Source organism: Actinoplanes sp. NPDC089786, from assembly GCF_040684855.1.
Lineage (GTDB): Bacteria > Actinomycetota > Actinomycetes > Mycobacteriales > Micromonosporaceae > Actinoplanes.
This window is the reverse complement of sequence record NZ_JBFBGU010000001.1, coordinates 222,314-238,085: the sequence shown is the minus strand read 5'-3', so window position 1 is coordinate 238,085 and position 15,772 is coordinate 222,314. Positions and strand designations below refer to the sequence as shown.

General features: G+C 71.4%; 10 protein-coding genes. 3 read left to right on the top strand and 7 right to left on the bottom strand.

The genetic code is table 11. The features are described from left to right. The first annotated feature begins 492 nt into the window (after positions 1-492). Positions 493-5,325 carry a hypothetical protein gene (locus tag AB0O15_RS01110; RefSeq protein WP_364312346.1) on the top strand — a complete coding sequence of 1,611 codons (4,833 nt, stop codon included), beginning with the start codon at positions 493-495 and terminating at the stop codon, positions 5,323-5,325. Positions 5,326-5,404: 79 nt separating this feature from the next. Here the strand turns inward: AB0O15_RS01110 and rplI are convergent, their stop codons facing one another. The 5 genes from rplI to AB0O15_RS01085 all read right to left on the bottom strand — a co-directional run bounded on the left by rplI (position 5,405) and on the right by AB0O15_RS01085 (position 8,310). Continuing rightward, positions 5,405-5,854, bottom strand: coding sequence for a 50S ribosomal protein L9 (gene rplI, locus AB0O15_RS01105; RefSeq protein WP_364312343.1), 450 nt, complete (start codon positions 5,852-5,854; stop codon positions 5,405-5,407). 14 nt (positions 5,855-5,868) lie between these two features. After that, positions 5,869-6,108 carry a 30S ribosomal protein S18 gene (gene rpsR, locus AB0O15_RS01100; protein ID WP_285690819.1) on the bottom strand — a complete coding sequence of 80 codons (240 nt, stop codon included), beginning with the start codon at positions 6,106-6,108 and terminating at the stop codon, positions 5,869-5,871. Positions 6,109-6,135: 27 nt separating this feature from the next. Then, on the bottom strand, positions 6,136-6,696 hold the full coding sequence (locus tag AB0O15_RS01095; RefSeq protein WP_364312340.1) for a single-stranded DNA-binding protein: 561 nt from the start codon (positions 6,694-6,696) through the stop codon (positions 6,136-6,138). Positions 6,697-6,765: 69 nt separating this feature from the next. Continuing rightward, the gene (gene rpsF / locus AB0O15_RS01090; RefSeq protein WP_364316926.1) at positions 6,766-7,056 is read right to left on the bottom strand and encodes a 30S ribosomal protein S6; all 291 of its coding nucleotides are present in this window, start codon (positions 7,054-7,056) and stop codon (positions 6,766-6,768) included. A gap of 273 nt (positions 7,057-7,329) precedes the next feature. Continuing rightward, a complete protein-coding gene (locus AB0O15_RS01085; protein ID WP_364312338.1) occupies positions 7,330-8,310 on the bottom strand; it encodes a hypothetical protein in 981 nt (326 codons plus the stop codon). A gap of 108 nt (positions 8,311-8,418) precedes the next feature. Here AB0O15_RS01085 and AB0O15_RS01080 point away from each other — a divergent pair, with 108 nt between their 5' ends. Both AB0O15_RS01080 and AB0O15_RS01075 read left to right on the top strand, forming a co-directional pair. Then, the gene (locus tag AB0O15_RS01080; RefSeq protein ID WP_364312335.1) at positions 8,419-9,195 is read left to right on the top strand and encodes a deoxyribonuclease IV; all 777 of its coding nucleotides are present in this window, start codon (positions 8,419-8,421) and stop codon (positions 9,193-9,195) included. 25 nt (positions 9,196-9,220) lie between these two features. Next, on the top strand, positions 9,221-11,518 hold the full coding sequence (locus AB0O15_RS01075) for a hypothetical protein (RefSeq protein ID WP_364312332.1): 2,298 nt from the start codon (positions 9,221-9,223) through the stop codon (positions 11,516-11,518). A gap of 60 nt (positions 11,519-11,578) precedes the next feature. Here the strand turns inward: AB0O15_RS01075 and AB0O15_RS01070 are convergent, their stop codons facing one another. Both AB0O15_RS01070 and AB0O15_RS01065 read right to left on the bottom strand, forming a co-directional pair. Further along, positions 11,579-13,048, bottom strand: a complete 1,470-nt coding sequence (locus AB0O15_RS01070) for a glycosyltransferase 87 family protein (protein WP_364312330.1) — start codon at positions 13,046-13,048, stop codon at positions 11,579-11,581. 91 nt (positions 13,049-13,139) lie between these two features. After that, positions 13,140-15,713, bottom strand: coding sequence for a transglycosylase domain-containing protein (locus AB0O15_RS01065; RefSeq protein WP_364312327.1), 2,574 nt, complete (start codon positions 15,711-15,713; stop codon positions 13,140-13,142). Positions 15,714-15,772 lie beyond the last annotated feature (59 nt).

Below are 15,772 nucleotides of genomic sequence, written 5' to 3'. Positions count from 1 at the left end.
CGGCCACCCTGAGATCAAACAACCCGGGTACGACACTTTCGGCTGATCCTGTGGCCAGGACCACCCACCACGCCGGTGGGATGCGTGCGTTCGCGGCGGGGTAACCATACGAAGCTGCGCTGAGCTGCCCAAGTTGGCCGGTGGATGAGCCTTGGGACAACCTGTGGACATCTCCCCCGTGGCTGTGCACACCCCTGTGCACAGCCTGGGGATAACCGCTGGGGACGAATTTCGGTATGCCTTCTTGAACTGGCATTTCGCTGTCCTCAGCGTGTGGACGAGCAAAAACTGCCCCGCGTGACCAAACCATCGCTTCTGGGCGTTGCGGTTCGCGTTTTCACCGGTCACGCTTTTCGGGTGGACCAACGGGATTGGGACTACGGCGCCCGCCTGCCGCGCGAAGGCCGCGCGCCGGAGCCTCGCTCACCCCAAAATGGTCCGGAAAGTCCCGATATCGCCAATACTTACGGCTCCCCCGCCGATACGGGGAGTATGCAGCCCATTCCGGAGGCGGTTGCCTGGGCCGAACGCGCCGACGCCTGGGCGACTCGTCCGGATGAAAATGGCGGTCGCGGGCAAGAATTAAGTCGTTGGTCCGACTCCGCGGCCGAGGGACGCCCGGCGTTCCCGGCCGACGGTGTGGGCTGGCGTACCGAGACCGCGGAGTGGCGCGCGACCGACCAGAGCGCGCGCTGGCGGCAGACCACCGAGTGGCGTTCGACCACGGGTACGCACGGCTACCGCACGACTACCGAAGCGTGGCAGACCGGCGCCGGCGCGGAGGGCTTCACGCCCCCGGTCGAGCCGCCGGCCGGCTCCCGGCAGCCGCTGGCCATCTCCGACACCGCGTACCCGAGCCGGCCGGACGCCGACGGCACCCGCTCGTGGCAAGACTCCGACGGCGCCGGCAACACGTCGTGGCACCGGGTGACCGGCACGCCGCCGCCCGAGCCGGGCACCGAGGCCCGACCGGCCTGGCAGCAGTTCACCGAGCCGCCGTCGTCCGCCGCCCCCTGGCAGCCGAGCGGCCCCGCGGCGCCCTGGCAGTCGAGCGGCCCGGCCACCCCGTGGCAGCAGAGCGCGCCGTCCTGGCAGTCCACCGACCGCCCCAGCGCGACCCCGTCACCGTCCTGGCAGAGCCTCGTCGACCAGCCCGATGAGGGTCGTCCGTCCTGGAACACCACCGGCCCGGTGCCCACCATCAACGGCACCACCGTCCCCGACCACGGCGCCCGCTCAGCACCCTTCGACGAGGGCCGCCACCTGGTCCGCGAGGACGACCGCGATCGCTGGCGCCGCGAGTACGGGGCCGACGAGTCCCGCTCCGGCGGTCGTCGCCGCGCCGCCGACCCAGGTTCAAGAACAGGCTCGGGTACGGGGTGGAGCACTCGTTCCGACGCCGACAACTGGGCCGGTCACGCCGACACCGGCAGCATGCAGATGTTCGACGCGGCCGCTCTGAGCGCCCCCAGCGACGCCCCGAGCTGGCGCTCACCCGACCAGGACTGGCGCACCCGCCCCGACGGCGACCCGTCCCGCGGCTCCTGGCGTGACGATCCGGACGGCGCCCGCAACTCCACGTCACCACCGTCCTGGCGCACCGATCCCGGCGCCCCGCGACACGTCTCCGCCGCGCCGGCCTGGACCACCGAGCCCGACGACCGCCCCGACCCGACCGGTCCGACCGGCGACCGCGACTCCCCGTACGGCGCGGGCCGGCGAGGCAGCTCGGAGAACGGCGCTGACCCCCGCGGCGGCTCCGACTTTGGCTCCCCCGCGCGCAACGGCTCGGAGTACGGCGCAGCCCCGCGTGGCGGCGCCGACAACGGCTCGGCCCCATGGAGTGGCGCGGGCAGCGCCCCGACCGCATGGAGCGGCGCCCCTGGCAGCCCCACATCCTGGAACAGGTCGCAGAGCGGCCCCACCGACCCGCCCGGCAGCCCGACGACCTGGAACGGCACGGACGGCACACCCGGCAGCGCGGCAACCTGGAACGGCACGCGAAGCGGCCCGGACGGCACGCCGGGCAGCCCCACGTCCTGGAACGGCACGGACGGCACACCCGGCAGCCCGACCTGGAACGGAGCGCGAAGCGGCACCACCGACTCGCCCAGCGGCCCGACGTCCTGGAACGGAGCGCGAAGCGGCTCGGACGGCGCGCCCGGCGGCCGGACATCGTGGAACGGCGCCCAGGACCCCACCGACCCCCAGAGGGGCCGGCCGAGCTGGAACACCTCGCCGAGCGGACCCGACGGCAGTTCGACATCGTGGAACGGAGACCGAGGCACCACCGATCCGCAGAGCGGCCGGCCCGGCTGGGACAGCAGCCCGAACGGCGCACGAAGCGGTCGGACATCGTGGGACGGCGCGCAGGACGGCCCCATCGGTTCGCCCGGCGGCCCCATCGGTTCGCCGGGTGGTCCGATCGGTTCGCCGGGTGGCCCCGGTTCCTGGAACGGCGCCCAGGGTGGCCCCGCAGGCTCGTCAGGCGCCCCGGCGTCCTGGAACGGCACCCCGGGCGGCCCTGCCGGATCCCCGGGCGCACCGGCCTCCTGGAGCGGCGCCCCGAGCGGCAGCCCCGCCTCGTGGAACGCTGACGCGGCTCGTCGCCGCGCCGCCGACGATGAGGGTCCGAGCTGGCGCCGCGACCCGGCCGACTCGCCCAGGTCCAACGGCGCATCAGGCCGGCAGCGCGACGACGACCGCCTTCGCGACCAGCCTCCGGGCGGCGGCCCCCGCGCGATCGGCTCGCGGCCCGAGGAACCTCCCACCGAGAGCTGGCGCGACCCCCAACGCGCGAGCCCCACCGACACCGGCAGCTGGCGCGACCCCCAACGCGCCAACCCCAGCGACACGGGAAGCTGGCGCGACCCCCAGCGCGCCAACCCGGCCGACACCGGAAGCTGGCGCGACGCCCAGCGAGCCGCCCCCGCCCCGCCCGACGCGAGCCCGGGCGAGGTCCCGAGCTGGCGCGACCCCCAACGCGGCGCCCCTAGCGACACCGGAAGCTGGCGCGACGGCCAACGCACCAGCCCGAGCGACACGGGTAGCTTCCGCGATCCGCGAGGCGGCAGCCCCGGCGACACCGGCAGCTGGCGCGACAACGGCCAACGCGGCAACCCGGCCGACGCCGGCACCTTCCGCGACCCGCAGCGCGGTAACCCAGGCGACACGGGCAGCTGGCGCGATCCTCAGCGAGCCGCCCCCGCCGGCCCGGCCCCCGGCAGCCCTGCCAGCTGGCAGGACCCGCAGCGCGGAAAACCCGGCGGCGCACCTCCCGGCAGCCCGGCGAGCTGGCAGGACCCGCAGCGCGGCGAGCCCGGCGGCCGGCGTGACAACGGCCAGCGGACCAGCCCCTCCGACACGGGGAGCTGGCGCCGCGACGAGCCGCCGACCGAGAACTGGCGCGACAACGGCCAGCGCACCAGCCCGAGCGACACCGGCAGCTGGCGCCGCGGCGACGAGCCCGGCCCACCACAACGGCGGGCCATCGAGGGCGCGCCCGCTCCCCGCAGCGGCCCGCCCACCCGGCGCGGCGACGACTCGTGGCGGCAGGACCTGGTCCCGACCGACCCGACGGCCAACGGCGCGAGCGGCGGCGACCCGGTCACCGGCGGCTGGCGGCGCGACCCGGACAGCGGCCAGTGGTACCGCAACGAGGCCGTCGCCGAGAGCATCATGCGCCGCACGAGCCCGAGCGAGACGGGAAGCACCCGCGACCCGCGAGGTGGGAACCCGGGCGACACCGGCACCTTCCGCGACCCGCGCGGCGGAAACCCGGGTGAGACCGGCAGCTTCCGCGACCCCCGAAGCGGCAATCCCGGTGAGACCGGCAGCTTCCGCGACCCCCGAAGCGGGAACCCGGGTGACACCGGCAGCTGGCGTGACGCTCAACGAGCGGGACCGGCGGCCGACCCCGACGGCAGGCGGGACGACGGTCGGCGGGGCCGGCCGGGGGATTGGCGCGACGGCCCCCCTTCTGAGGGCGGCCGCCGCCGGATCGAGCCAGAGGATTGGCGTAGCGGCGAGCCGCCCCGTGCCATAGAGACGCGTGCCATCGAGAGTCGCGCCGCGATCGAGGCCCGCTCCGCGATCGAAGGACCGGACGCGCCGGGACGGGCCGCTGACGGCCGGCCGGACTGGCGTTCCGAGATGCGCGGGCGCCGGGACGATGACGATGTCACCCAGACGTGGCGCCGGGACGATGTCGACGCGCCGCGACGACGTGGCCGCGACGATGACGAGCCATCCGGCGGGGCTCGGGCGATCGGCTGGCGGGGCGAGGACCGCGACCCGCCGGACGATTCGTGGACGCCAGGACCGGGCGACACCTCGACGCGCGGCGGCGCGGGCGGTGGGCGTACCCCCCAAGCCGTTGGTCGTGCTCGGCCGTTGAACCCGAACCGCCGGCGGATGGACGGCGACGGGCCGGACGTCACCGGAACCCGGATGAGCCGGGGCGACGCACCGGTCGGGCCGGAGCTGTGGGGGCGCGAGCCGGGCGGCCGGACGAACGGGAACGGCAACTGGCCGGACGAGCCGCGCGACGCCGACTGGCGGGATGAGCTGCGCGCGGAGTCGGAGGCGTTCGTCGGTGACGCGGTCACCGAGATCCGCCGGGTCGAGCCGGACTGGCTGCAGGCCGAGCGGGAGGGCTCGGGGCGGACCACGGCCATCTACCGCGAGGGCACCACCGGCACGGACTGGCGCCGGGAACTCGACCCGGAGAGCGGCCTGGCCGACGGGGAGTCGAGGCGGTACAACACGCAGGACTTCGTGCCGTTCAAGCCGGGCGGCGCCGGATCGGTGTCGGCCGCCCCGGTGTCACCGAACGTCGAGGCGATGCCGCCGCCGGCCCAGCGCCGGCCGGCCGGTGAGGAATGGCCGCCGCGTCGCGCCGAGAGCGTGCCGAGCCCGTCGACCACCGGCTCGTACGAGCGCCGGCCGGTCACCGGTGGTCTGGCCACCGCGGTCCGCCCGAACAACCTCCTCGAACCGGACGAGGACGAGATCGAGGAGGACACCGGCGGCCCGCTCGCCGCGGTCGGTTACACGGCCGTCTGGTACGGCGTGCCCGTGGTGCTGTTCCTGCTCTACTACCTGGTCGTGCTGAACGGCGACGAGAAGGCGCACGCCCTGGACACGCTCGCCGGCGCCGCGCCGCAGTTCGGCCTGTCGCTGGTGCTCAGCATGGGTGTCGCGGTCGGCCTGCGGTGGGCCAGCGGCTCCTGGAAGGCGGTCAGCGTCGGCCTGGCCGCGGCGGTCATGGGTGGCGGCCTCGCCACCGTCCTGACCTCGGCCATCACCGGCAACAGCCTGAGCTAGAAACGCCCGGACGCCTGGGGCCGCAACGAAAACGGCGCCCCGGCCGAAGCCTGGGACGCCGTCTCGAATCTGGAACCAACTACTTGGCGCCGCTCACGGTCACGGGGAACGTGGCGGTCACCTCGGGGTGCAGCCGGATCTTGACGTTGTGCTGGCCGGTCGTCTTGATCTGACCGGGCAGCTCGAGGCGGCGACGGTCGAGAGCCGGACCACCGGCGGCCTTGACCGCGTCGACGATCTCGGCCGGGGTGATCGAGCCGAACAGCCGGCCACCGTTGCCGGAGCGCGCCGACAGCGAGATCTTGAGACCAGACAGCTGGTCCTTGACCTCGTTGGCGTGGCCCAGGTCGCGGATCTCACGGGCCTCGCGGGCCCGCTTGATGACCGTGACCTGCTTTTCCGCGCCCTTGGTCCAGCGCATGGCGAAACCCTGCGGGAGCAGGTAGTTGCGGCCGTAGCCGTCCTTGACCTCGACGACGTCGCCGGGGCCGCCGAGGCCACTGACCTCCTGGGTGAGGATGATCTTCATGTCCTGGCCTCCCCTCAGCGCGCCGTCGCCGTGTACGGCAGGAGCGCCATCTCACGGGCGTTCTTGACCGCGCGGGCGATCTGCCGCTGCTGCTGGGAGGTCACGCCGGTGACCCGCCGAGCGCGGATCTTGCCGCGGTCGGAGATGAACTTCCGCAGCAGCGCGGTGTCTTTGTAGTCGATGTAGGTGATCCCGTCCTTGTCGAGCGGGTTCACCTTCTTCTTCGGCTTGCGAAGCGCAGCAGCCTTAGGCATTGCTCTTACTCCTGAACGTGTCAGACCTTAGAAAGGTGGCTCTTCATCGAAGGACGAGGAGCTGCGACCACCGCCGCCTCCTCCACTGGCGGGGGCAGGCGCCGCCGTGGCCCACGGGTCGTCGAAGTTGTTACCTCCGCCGCCACCGCTGGTGTTGCTGCCACCGCCGGCCGCCGGCCGGTTGCCACCACCGCCACCGAAGCCTCCGCCACTCCCGCTGGAGCGGCTCATCTTCTGCACCTTCGCCGTGGCGTAGCGGAGCGACGGGCCGATCTCGTCGACCTCGAGCTCGTAGACGGTGCGCTTCTCGCCCTCGCGGGTCTCGTAAGACCGCTGGCGCAGACGCCCTTGCACGATCACCCGTGAGCCGCGGGTCAGCGACTCGGCGACGTGCTCGGCGGCGTCACGCCAGATGTTGCACGCGAGGAAGAGTGGCTCGCCGTCCTTCCACTCCCCGGACTGCCGGTCCAAGGTCCGCGGCGTCGAAGCGATGCGGAACTTGGCGACCGCCGCACCCGAAGGGGTGAAGCGGAGCTCGGGGTCGTCGGTCAGATTGCCGACGACCGTGATGGTGGTTTCTCCTGCCATGATCTTTCTCCTCGCCGCTTTCCGTCGTTCTCGCAGAAGGCTCTCAGAGCCCCCCGACAAAAACGAGCGTCAGCGGGTCTCGGGCCGGATGACCTTGGTGCGCAGGATGCTCTCGTTCAGCCGGAGCTGACGGTCCAGCTCAGCGACGGCCTCGGGGGTCGCCTGCAGGTCAACGACGGCATAGATGCCTTCGGCCTTTTTGTTGATCTCGTACGAGAGCCGGCGCCGGCCCCAGACATCGAGCTTCTCGATCGAGCCGCCCGCGGTCCGGATGACGTTCAGGTACTGGTCGAGCGACGGGGCGACGGTGCGCTCCTCGAGACTCGCGTCGAGGATCACCATCAGTTCGTAATGACGCAAGACAATCTCACCTCCTGTGGGCTTGGCGGCCACGGTCTTTCCGTGGCAGGAGGTCTTGGTCAGCCACGCGAGGCGCATGGAGCACCTGGCGGACGGTCAAGTGTAGCCAGGTCGGCCCCCGGAAACGGAATCGGGCCCCGTCGCCGATGCGACAGGGCCCGTCCGAGGGAGCCGCGGGGCGTCCGGTCCGCATTCGTTGGGTGGGACCTGGGGAGGAACGACCACACCGATGAGGTTGGACACAGCCGCCCCGCGGAGCTTGCTAGCGGTAGCTTACGCGATGTTTGACCGAGATGCACGTTGCGACACAAATGACCGAATAGCGGCAAACGCAACGCCGAGCGCGCACACCCCCGCGACCACCGCGAGCAGACCGACCGGTTGCTTCTCCGGCATCGGCCGCATCTCCGCGACCGGCTCCGCCGCCGCGATCTCCGAGGGGGGCGCGGCGGGCGTCATGGCCGCGGCTTCGGACATGGTCGGAAGATCAAGCGTGGGTACGTCGGACACGATCGTCTTCTGCTCACCCGGTGGCATCCCGGCGAACGTCGGCGTGCTCCCCGCCGTACCCCGCAGAACCTTGGTCCTGACCTTGGTCGTCGCCGCGCCGCCCTGAGGCATGGTCGGGATCGCCACCGCCGCGGCCGGCGTCACCGTGCGCTCGCCGACCGGCTGCGTCTTGGCCGGACGCGTGGTCGACGTCGCGGTGCGCGTCGGGCGGCCGGTCGTCGCGGGCGTGTCGGGCAGCGCGGAACCCGGCGCGGCCGGCGTCCCCGAGTCGGACGGCGCCGCGGTCGGGCTCTCCACGTCGTCCGTGGTGTCGTCAGGGGTCGGCTCGAGCTCCTCGCCGGGCAGACCGGTCGGCTCAGGGGTCGCGGTAACCAGCAGCGGCGTCGACTCCGCACCCAGCGCGCAGGACGGCGTGAGCTGCACCGCGGTCGTGCCGCGCCGGAAGACCACCGCGGCCGAGCCGTCGTCCGGCACCGTGCCCTTGACGGTGTCGCCCAGCCGGAGCCGGGCCGGATGACCGGTCCGGTTCACCACCCGCACCGTCGACTCGGCCGGAATCGTCAGCGAGCTCACATCCGGCGTCGAGCGGCAGGAGAGCCCGAGCATGCTGCCGCCGTCGAAGACGACCTGGCGGCCGCCCGCCTCGACCTGCTCCGCGCTCGCGGTGCCGTTGGTCAGCAACGGCACACCGAGAAGGAGCCCTCCGAGGGTCAGCGCGGTCACCCGGTGTCGGACCTTGGACATGCGTCTCTCCCAGCTACGGCCGTTTTTCGTGATCAATCCGTTAACGAGACGTTGCGTAGCGCGGTGACGCCGGGTCGCGTTGTCGTACCGGCGTCGTAGGCTCGTCCCATGCGCATCGGAGCTCACGTCGACCCGGCCGATCCCCTCGCCGCGGCCGCCGACCGCAAGGCGGACGCGGTTCAGTTCTTCCTGACCGATCCGCAGGGTTACAAGACGCCCCAGCCGCGGTCCGACGCCGAGGCGCTCCGAGCGTCCGAGGTGGACGTCTACATCCACGCGCCGTACATCGTGAATGTCGCGACCCTCAACAACCGCATCCGCATCCCCAGCCGCAAGCTGATGATGGCGCATGCCAAGGCGGCCGCCGAACTCGGCGCGAAAGGCCTGATCGTGCATGGTGGCCACGTCGGCGCCGACAACGACCTGACCGCCGGTTTCGACAATTGGCGCAAGGCTTTCGAGTACGCCGAGAAGGATGGTGGCCTGCCGCTGCCGGTGCTGATCGAGAACACCGCGGGCGGCGACAACGCGATCGCCCGCACGTTCGACAACCTGGCCCGGCTGTGGGACGCGGTCGGCGGCTTCGGGGCGGGCTTCTGCCTGGACACCTGCCATGCCCACGCCGGCGGGGAAGAACTGCTCGGCATCGTCGACCGGGTCAAGGCCATCACCGGCCGCATCGACCTGATCCACGCCAACGACTCGAAGGACGCGTTCGACAGCGGGCGCGACCGCCACGACAACCTCGGCAGTGGCAAGATCGACCCGGAATTGGTGGTGGCCGTGGTCCGTGCCGCCGGCGCACCGGTCATCGTGGAGACTCCGGGCGGCGTCGAGGGCCAGTCGGCCGACATCGCCCTGCTGCGCGAGCGCGCGGGCAGCTGAGCAGGCGGCCTTCCGGGGGAGACGGATGACGACGGACCAGCCCTCGCCCAGCGAGGCGGCCATCCCTGAGCAGTCCCCACCGCCGGGCGTCGAGCCGCCGGCGGCGGCGACCACCAAGCCGGCCGAGGCCGGTCAGAAATCGGTCGGTGAGACGAAAACAGACCTCGAGCCGGTTCCGGCGGGTTCCGGCCGGCGGCGGCTCGGCGGGCTCGCCCGGCGGTTGATCCGGGGAGCCGGGCAGGCGCCCGCCGGTCCTCAAGGGAGCGAAGGACCGACGGCCTTCACCGGGAAGATCAAGGGCGCTGGGGTCACCCCCGCCGGTCCGGCCGGATCCTCCCGGATCGGGGCGCCACCCACCGGGCCGGCGGTGAGCGAGGTCGAGCGCGCGGCGGCCGGCCTCGACGTCGAGCCCGACAAGCAGACCGATAAGGACTCCGCCGACCAGGCGAAGAAGGCGGACGACGCCGGCAAGAAGGTCGCGGGGGAGAAGAGGCGTAAGAGGCAGAAGAAGGCGCTGCCCGACGAGCGCCCCGCGGATGCGCCGCCCGACCCGTGGTCGGCCTTCGCCGCCACCACCGAGCGCGCCCCCGGCCGGCTCCGCCGCGCCCTGCGCCGCGTCGGCCGGGCCTTCCGCAGCGAGTACGCCCTGGTCATCTACGCCGGCCTGCTGCTCGCCGTGGCCCTGACCTGGCCCGCCCTGCAATATCCGCTGCACACCACCCCGCACGAGCTCTTCGACCCGGCCCGGCAGGCCTGGCAGATCGCCTGGACCGGACACGCGCTGCTCACCGACCCGGCGCAGCTGTGGCAGTCCAACGCCTTCTACCCGGAACACAACAGCTTCGCCTTCGGAGACAGCCTGCTCGGCTACGCGCCCGCGGGCCTGCTCGGCGACGGCCCGGCCGCGGCGCTGCTGCGTTACAACATTCTCTTCGTCCTGGCCCACGCGCTGCTGTTCATCGGCGGGTACGCGCTGGTCCGGCAGCTCGGCGCCGGCAAAACCGGGGCCACGGTGGCGGCGGTCGCCTTCGCGTTCGCGCCCTGGCGCCTCGCCCAGGAGGGCCACCTGGACATCGTGTCAGCCGGCGGGATCCCGCTGGCCCTGGCGATGCTGGCCCGCGGGCACGGCTGGACGATCCGGTGGGGATTCCGGCCGGCCCGACGCCACTCGGGCTGGGTCGCGGCCGGCTGGCTGGTGGCGGCGTGGCAGGTCAGCCTCGGGTTCTCGCTGGGCATCCCGTTCGCGTACGTCCTGGTCGGGGTGGTCCTGCTGATCGTGCTCGGCGTCCCGCTGCGGTGGTGGCGGCAGCGCCGGCGGAAGCTGAAGCGGCCGGTGCTCGGCTGGCGGGTGTGGATCGCCGACCTGCTCGGCGTGATGATCGTGGCGTGCATCGGCGCGCTGATCGCGATTCCGTACATCCGGGTGCCGGCGGGCGGGCCGGCCGGCGACGAGATCGGCTTCTTCTCGGCGCCGTGGCGCAGCCTGCTGATCGCCCCGGCCGAGTCACGCGTCTGGGGCGGCGCGCACGAGGTGCCACGGGCGGCGCTGGGCTGGCCGGCCGAGATGACCCTGCTGCCCGGCTTCGCGCTCTACGCCCTGGCGCTGGCCGGACTGGTCTTCTCGGTGTGGCGCTGGTGGCAGCGGCTGATCCTGGTCGCCGGGCTCGCGGTCAGCGTGATCCTGACGATGGGCACCTCGTTCCTCGGCGGCAAGTGGACCTACCTGCCGCTGTTCGGGCACTACCCGGCGTCGTTCGGCACGCGCATCCCGGGCCGGCTGATGCTCTGGGTGACGCTGCTGCTGGCGATCCTGGCCGCCGGGGCGGCGGCCGAGATCGTTCGCCGGGCCGAGCAGTGGGCGTCCCACCGCATTCCCCCGTTCCCCGGCCCGTGGCTGCGGCTGGCCACGTTCGTGCCGCTGCTGCTCGTGCTGGCCGAGACGATCAACGCGACGCCCCATCCGGTGCAGCCCGACCAGCCGTCGACCATGCGCGGCGACAGCTCGGCGACGCTGGTCCTGCCGACCGCCGCACAGGGCGACCAGATCGCGATGCTGTGGTCGACGACCCGGTTCCAGCCGTTGGCCAACGGGTCCGGTGGCTTCGCCGCGGCTGGGCAGGCCGAGTTGCGCCAGTCGGTGGCCTCGTTCCCCGACCAGGCCAGCATCGACTACCTGCGCCGGGCCGGCGTCCAGACGGTGATCCTGGTCCGGTCGCGGGTGGCCGGCACCGCGTGGGAGGAGGCCGGCGACGTCCCGGTCGACACCTTCGGCATCCGCCGCGAGGACGTCGACGAGGACACCGTGGTCTTCCGCCTGAACTAGCTGGAGCCTGAGCTAGCTGGAGCCTGAGCTAGCTGGAGCCTGAGCTAGCTGGAAACTGAACTAGCTGGAAACGGCCTCGACCTTGGTACGCCGGAAGCGTTGCTGGAACCGGGGTATCCACGGGGCGTCCGGAGCGGCGTCCAGGATGCCGCCGTCCGGGTCGTCGGCGTACGACTCGCGGACCGCGTCGAGCTCGGGTCGCCAGATCTCGCGGATCACCAGCCCGCACAGGATCAGGACGGTGACCAGGCGCAGACCCGACGCCAGCACGAACGTACCCTCGGGAATCACCGGTTTTCCGCCCGCGCCGAGCAGCTCCGCGTAGAACGCCGCGAAGTACCCGATCTCGGCGACCGTCCAGGCCAGGATGGCGCCCCACTTCGGCCGGGCCAGCACGATCAGCGGCAACAGCCAGAGCACGTACTGCTGCGACCACACCTTGCTGAAGATCAGGAACGCGGCGACCACCAGGAAGGCGACCTGGCCGAGCCGGGGGCGGCGCGGGGCGAGCAGGGTGAGCAGCGCGATCCCGCCGCAGGCGAGGAAGAACAGGCCGTAGCTGACCCAGTTCAGCACCGGGATGTGGTCACTCAGCCACTGGAACGGGCCCTGGTCGCCGACCACCCCGGTGTTCCACTTGGTGTCCAGGAAGCGGCCGATGTACCAGATCGTGCCCCAGTCGATCGGCCTGGTCGTGTTCAGGTCGAAGAACCGCATCCAGGAGTCGCGCCAGAGCAGCAGCACCGGCGCGTTCACCACCACCCAGACACCGAGGGCCGCCGCGAACGCGTAGCCCCACTCCAGCACCCGTTTGGAGCGCAGGCTCAGGATCAGCAGCGGGCCGAGGATGAACAATGGCCACAGCTTGGCCGCGCCGCCGAGCCCGATCAGGATGCCGGCCAGCGCCGGATGTCGCCTGGTCCAGGCGTAGAGGCCGAACGCGTACAGGCCGATCGCGAGGAAGTCCCAGTTCACGGTCGTGACGAGCAGCAGGATCGGGGACAGGGCGAAGAGCGCGACGTCCCATGGTCGTCGCCGGCGCAGGGCGAGCATCACGCCGGCCGTGGCCACCGCCAGGACGCCGAGCAGCAGCGCGGTGCCGTCGTAGAACCAGGTTCCCTGGTTGATGGCCGGGTTGTTCTTGCCGATCGCGTGCACCGGCAGGCCGACGGCGCCCATGAAGAGGCCGGTGACCACCGGGTACTCCACCGCGTGGTCGCGGTAGGGCACCTTGCCCTCGTTGAGGCCCTCGGCGTAGTAGAGCGCCAGCACGTCGGTGTAGCAGAACCGCGTGTACTGCATGTTGTTCTGCCAGTCGCCGTCCCGGCAGGGCGACTTCTGCACCCAGTGCAGGGCGAGCGTCAGGCAGCAGAGCGCCAGCACGATGCGGGCGGCGGTCCAGAACCGGCCGGGCCGCGAGCTCGGGTTGACCGCGTGTGTGCCGAGCGGGCCACCGATCGCCTCGGACAGACCGCGGACGAAGGCGTCCGACGCTGCGGGCTTCTCGAGGTGATCAGGCTCGGTGCTCATGACTTGGCATCATGCCTCATGAACCACACGAAAACGGCGCTCGCCCCCGGCGGTGCGGGGACGAGCGCCATCAGCTAACCGGTGAGCGCCGCTAATTCGGCTCGGCGTTCTGACCGCCGCCCTGATCGGTGTTATCGCCCGGTTGGGTGGGGTCACCGTCGTTCTGGCCGCCGCCGTTCTCGCCGCCGTTCTCGCCACCGTTGTTCTGGCCGCCGTTGTTCTGCCCACCGTTGTTCTGGCCGCCGTTGTTCTGGCCGCCGTTGTTGTTGCCGGGCAGACCCGGGATGTTGATGCCACCCGGGTTCGGCGGGTTCTGCGGGTTCTGACCGTCCTGGCACAACTGGGCGAGCAGGTCACACGCCGGGTTCTCGGGCTTCTCGGGGGGGAGGCCGTTGCCCTTCTTGTTCGGGTCGCCGACCTTCTCGTCCGGCAGGAAGTCGTCCTTCGGGTAGTCCATCGCCTTGTTGGCGAGGTCGAGGAAGGTCTTCCAGACCTCGCCCGGCACCGAACCACCGCTCATGCCGCTCTTGCTGTTCGGAGTCTTGAAGATCGGCTGCGGCACCATCTTCTTCTTGACTTCCTTCTCACGGCCGATCCAGACCGTGGCCGCGATGTGTCTCGTCCCGCCGACGAACCAGGCGTCACCGTTCTGGCTGGTGCTGCCGTCCTTGAACTCCCAGGTGCCGGACTTGCCGATGGCCTTGTAGCCGTCCTTCAGCGTCTTGTCGTTCTTGCCCGGGATCTTCTGCAGCACGTGGTCGATCGCCGCCACGACGTTCTTCTCGAAGACCTGCTTGTCGGTCTTCTTCTCCTTCTTGTACGCCTGGAACTTGCCCGCGGCGTCCCGCTTCATGACCGTCTTCACGAAGTGGGCCTTGTTGTAGACGCCGTCGTTGGCCAGGGTGGCCACCCCGCTCGCGTGGTCGAGCGGGGTGATCGGGTACTGCCCGTACCCGATCTCGTTGCCGAGCTGGGCCTTGAGCTTGGCCTCATCGGTGACCTTGTTCAGGTCGATGCGGCCTTGCTGCCCGGTGATGAAGTTGACGCCGGCCTTGCGGGCGGCCTCGGCCACCTTGTCCGATCCGAGCTTGGCGGCCAGGTGGTAGAAGCAGAAGTTGTACGACTGGATCGTGCACGTCTCGAGCGAGCAGCGCCGCTTGTCACACTGGAGGTTCTCCCGGCTGGCGTTGTTGATCGCGTCGCCGCCGATCTTCTTCACCTCGGCGTCCCAGGTGGTGTCGAAGCCGTAGCCGTCGCTCAGCGCCGCGAGCAACGTATAGATCTTGAACGACGAGCCCGGGGGCCGGCCGCCGCCGATGAAGTCGCCCGAGTCGTTGTAGTTCGGCCCGGCGTAGTCCCAGCCGGTGCCCTTCGGGCCGCCGTAGTAGGCGAGCACCCGCCCGGTGCCTGGGTCGACCGCCGTCAGCGCCGTCTTGTACGTCGCCTCGAAGTCGTGCAGCGGCGATTCTTCGTTGGCCCGGTTGGCCGCGGTCTCGGCCGCCTTCTGCACCGCCGGGTCGATCGTCGTGGTGATCCGCAGACCACCCTTCGACTGCTCCTCGGAGGAGATGCCCATCGCCCGCAGCTCGTTCTTGACGTACTTGACGATCTTGCCCGTGGCCTGCTGGCTGCCGCAGTCGGTGCGGCACTTGTTCGGGTCGAACTTCTGCACCGTGGGGAACTTGGCCGGCATGTCGGCGGGCTTGAGCCAGCCCTTCTCGACCATGTTGTTCAGCGTGTACTGCCAGCGCTCCTTGGCGTTCTGGAGGCTGTTCTGCGGGTCGTAGCCCTGGTGCGTGGCGGACGGCTCGGGCTGCTTGATCACCGACGCGATGACCGCGGCCTCGGCCGGCGTGATCGCGCCCTTGGCGCCGGGCTGGGTGATCGACGAGCGGTTGTTGCCGAAGTACGCCTTCACGGCGGCCTCGATGCCGTACGCGCCCCGGCCGAAGTACACCGAGTTGAGGTAGCGGCCGAGGATCTCTTCCTTGGAGTAGTGGTCCTCCATCTTGCGGGCGATGACCGCCTCACGCAGCTTGCGGTTGTAGCTGATCTCCTTCAGCTCCGCCGCGTGCCGGGCGTACTGCTGGGTGATCGTCGAGGCGCCCTGCGTGTCGCCGCCGGTGAAGTTGTTCCACGCGGCCCGCATGATGCCGAGCATGTCGATGCCGTGATGGTCCTTGAAGTTCTTGTCCTCCGCCGCCATCACCGCCTCGCTGATGACGGGGTTGATGGTCTGGTACGGCACCAGCGACCGGTTCGTGTCGCCGACCGTGGCCAGCAGCGTCTTGTCGTTCGACGCGAACAGCTGGGTGACCTGGTCCTCGGCCTTGGGCTCGGTGAGCTGCACGTCGTCGAAGAACCACGTGCCGGCCACCACGCCGCCGCCAAGCAGGATCACCACGATCGCCGCGGCCGCGGTGAGGATGTTCGCCCGGCGGCGCTTCTTGGCCGACTTGGTCAGGTCCTTGCCCTTGGGTCCGCCCGGTCCGCCGCCGCCGGGGCCCTCGAGCTGGTCGTAGGACGGGCCGGGACGCACCGCGGCACGGGCCACGGAGGCGGAGCCGACCGACGCGGAGCCGACCGACGCGCGACCACCGACCCGGGCCGAGCCCACGGGGGCGTTGCCCATCGGGGGGCCGCCGACCGAGGCACGTCCGCCCACGGGCACACGGCCGCTGGTTCCGCCCACGGAGGCCGAGCCACTCACGCCGGCACGGCCGC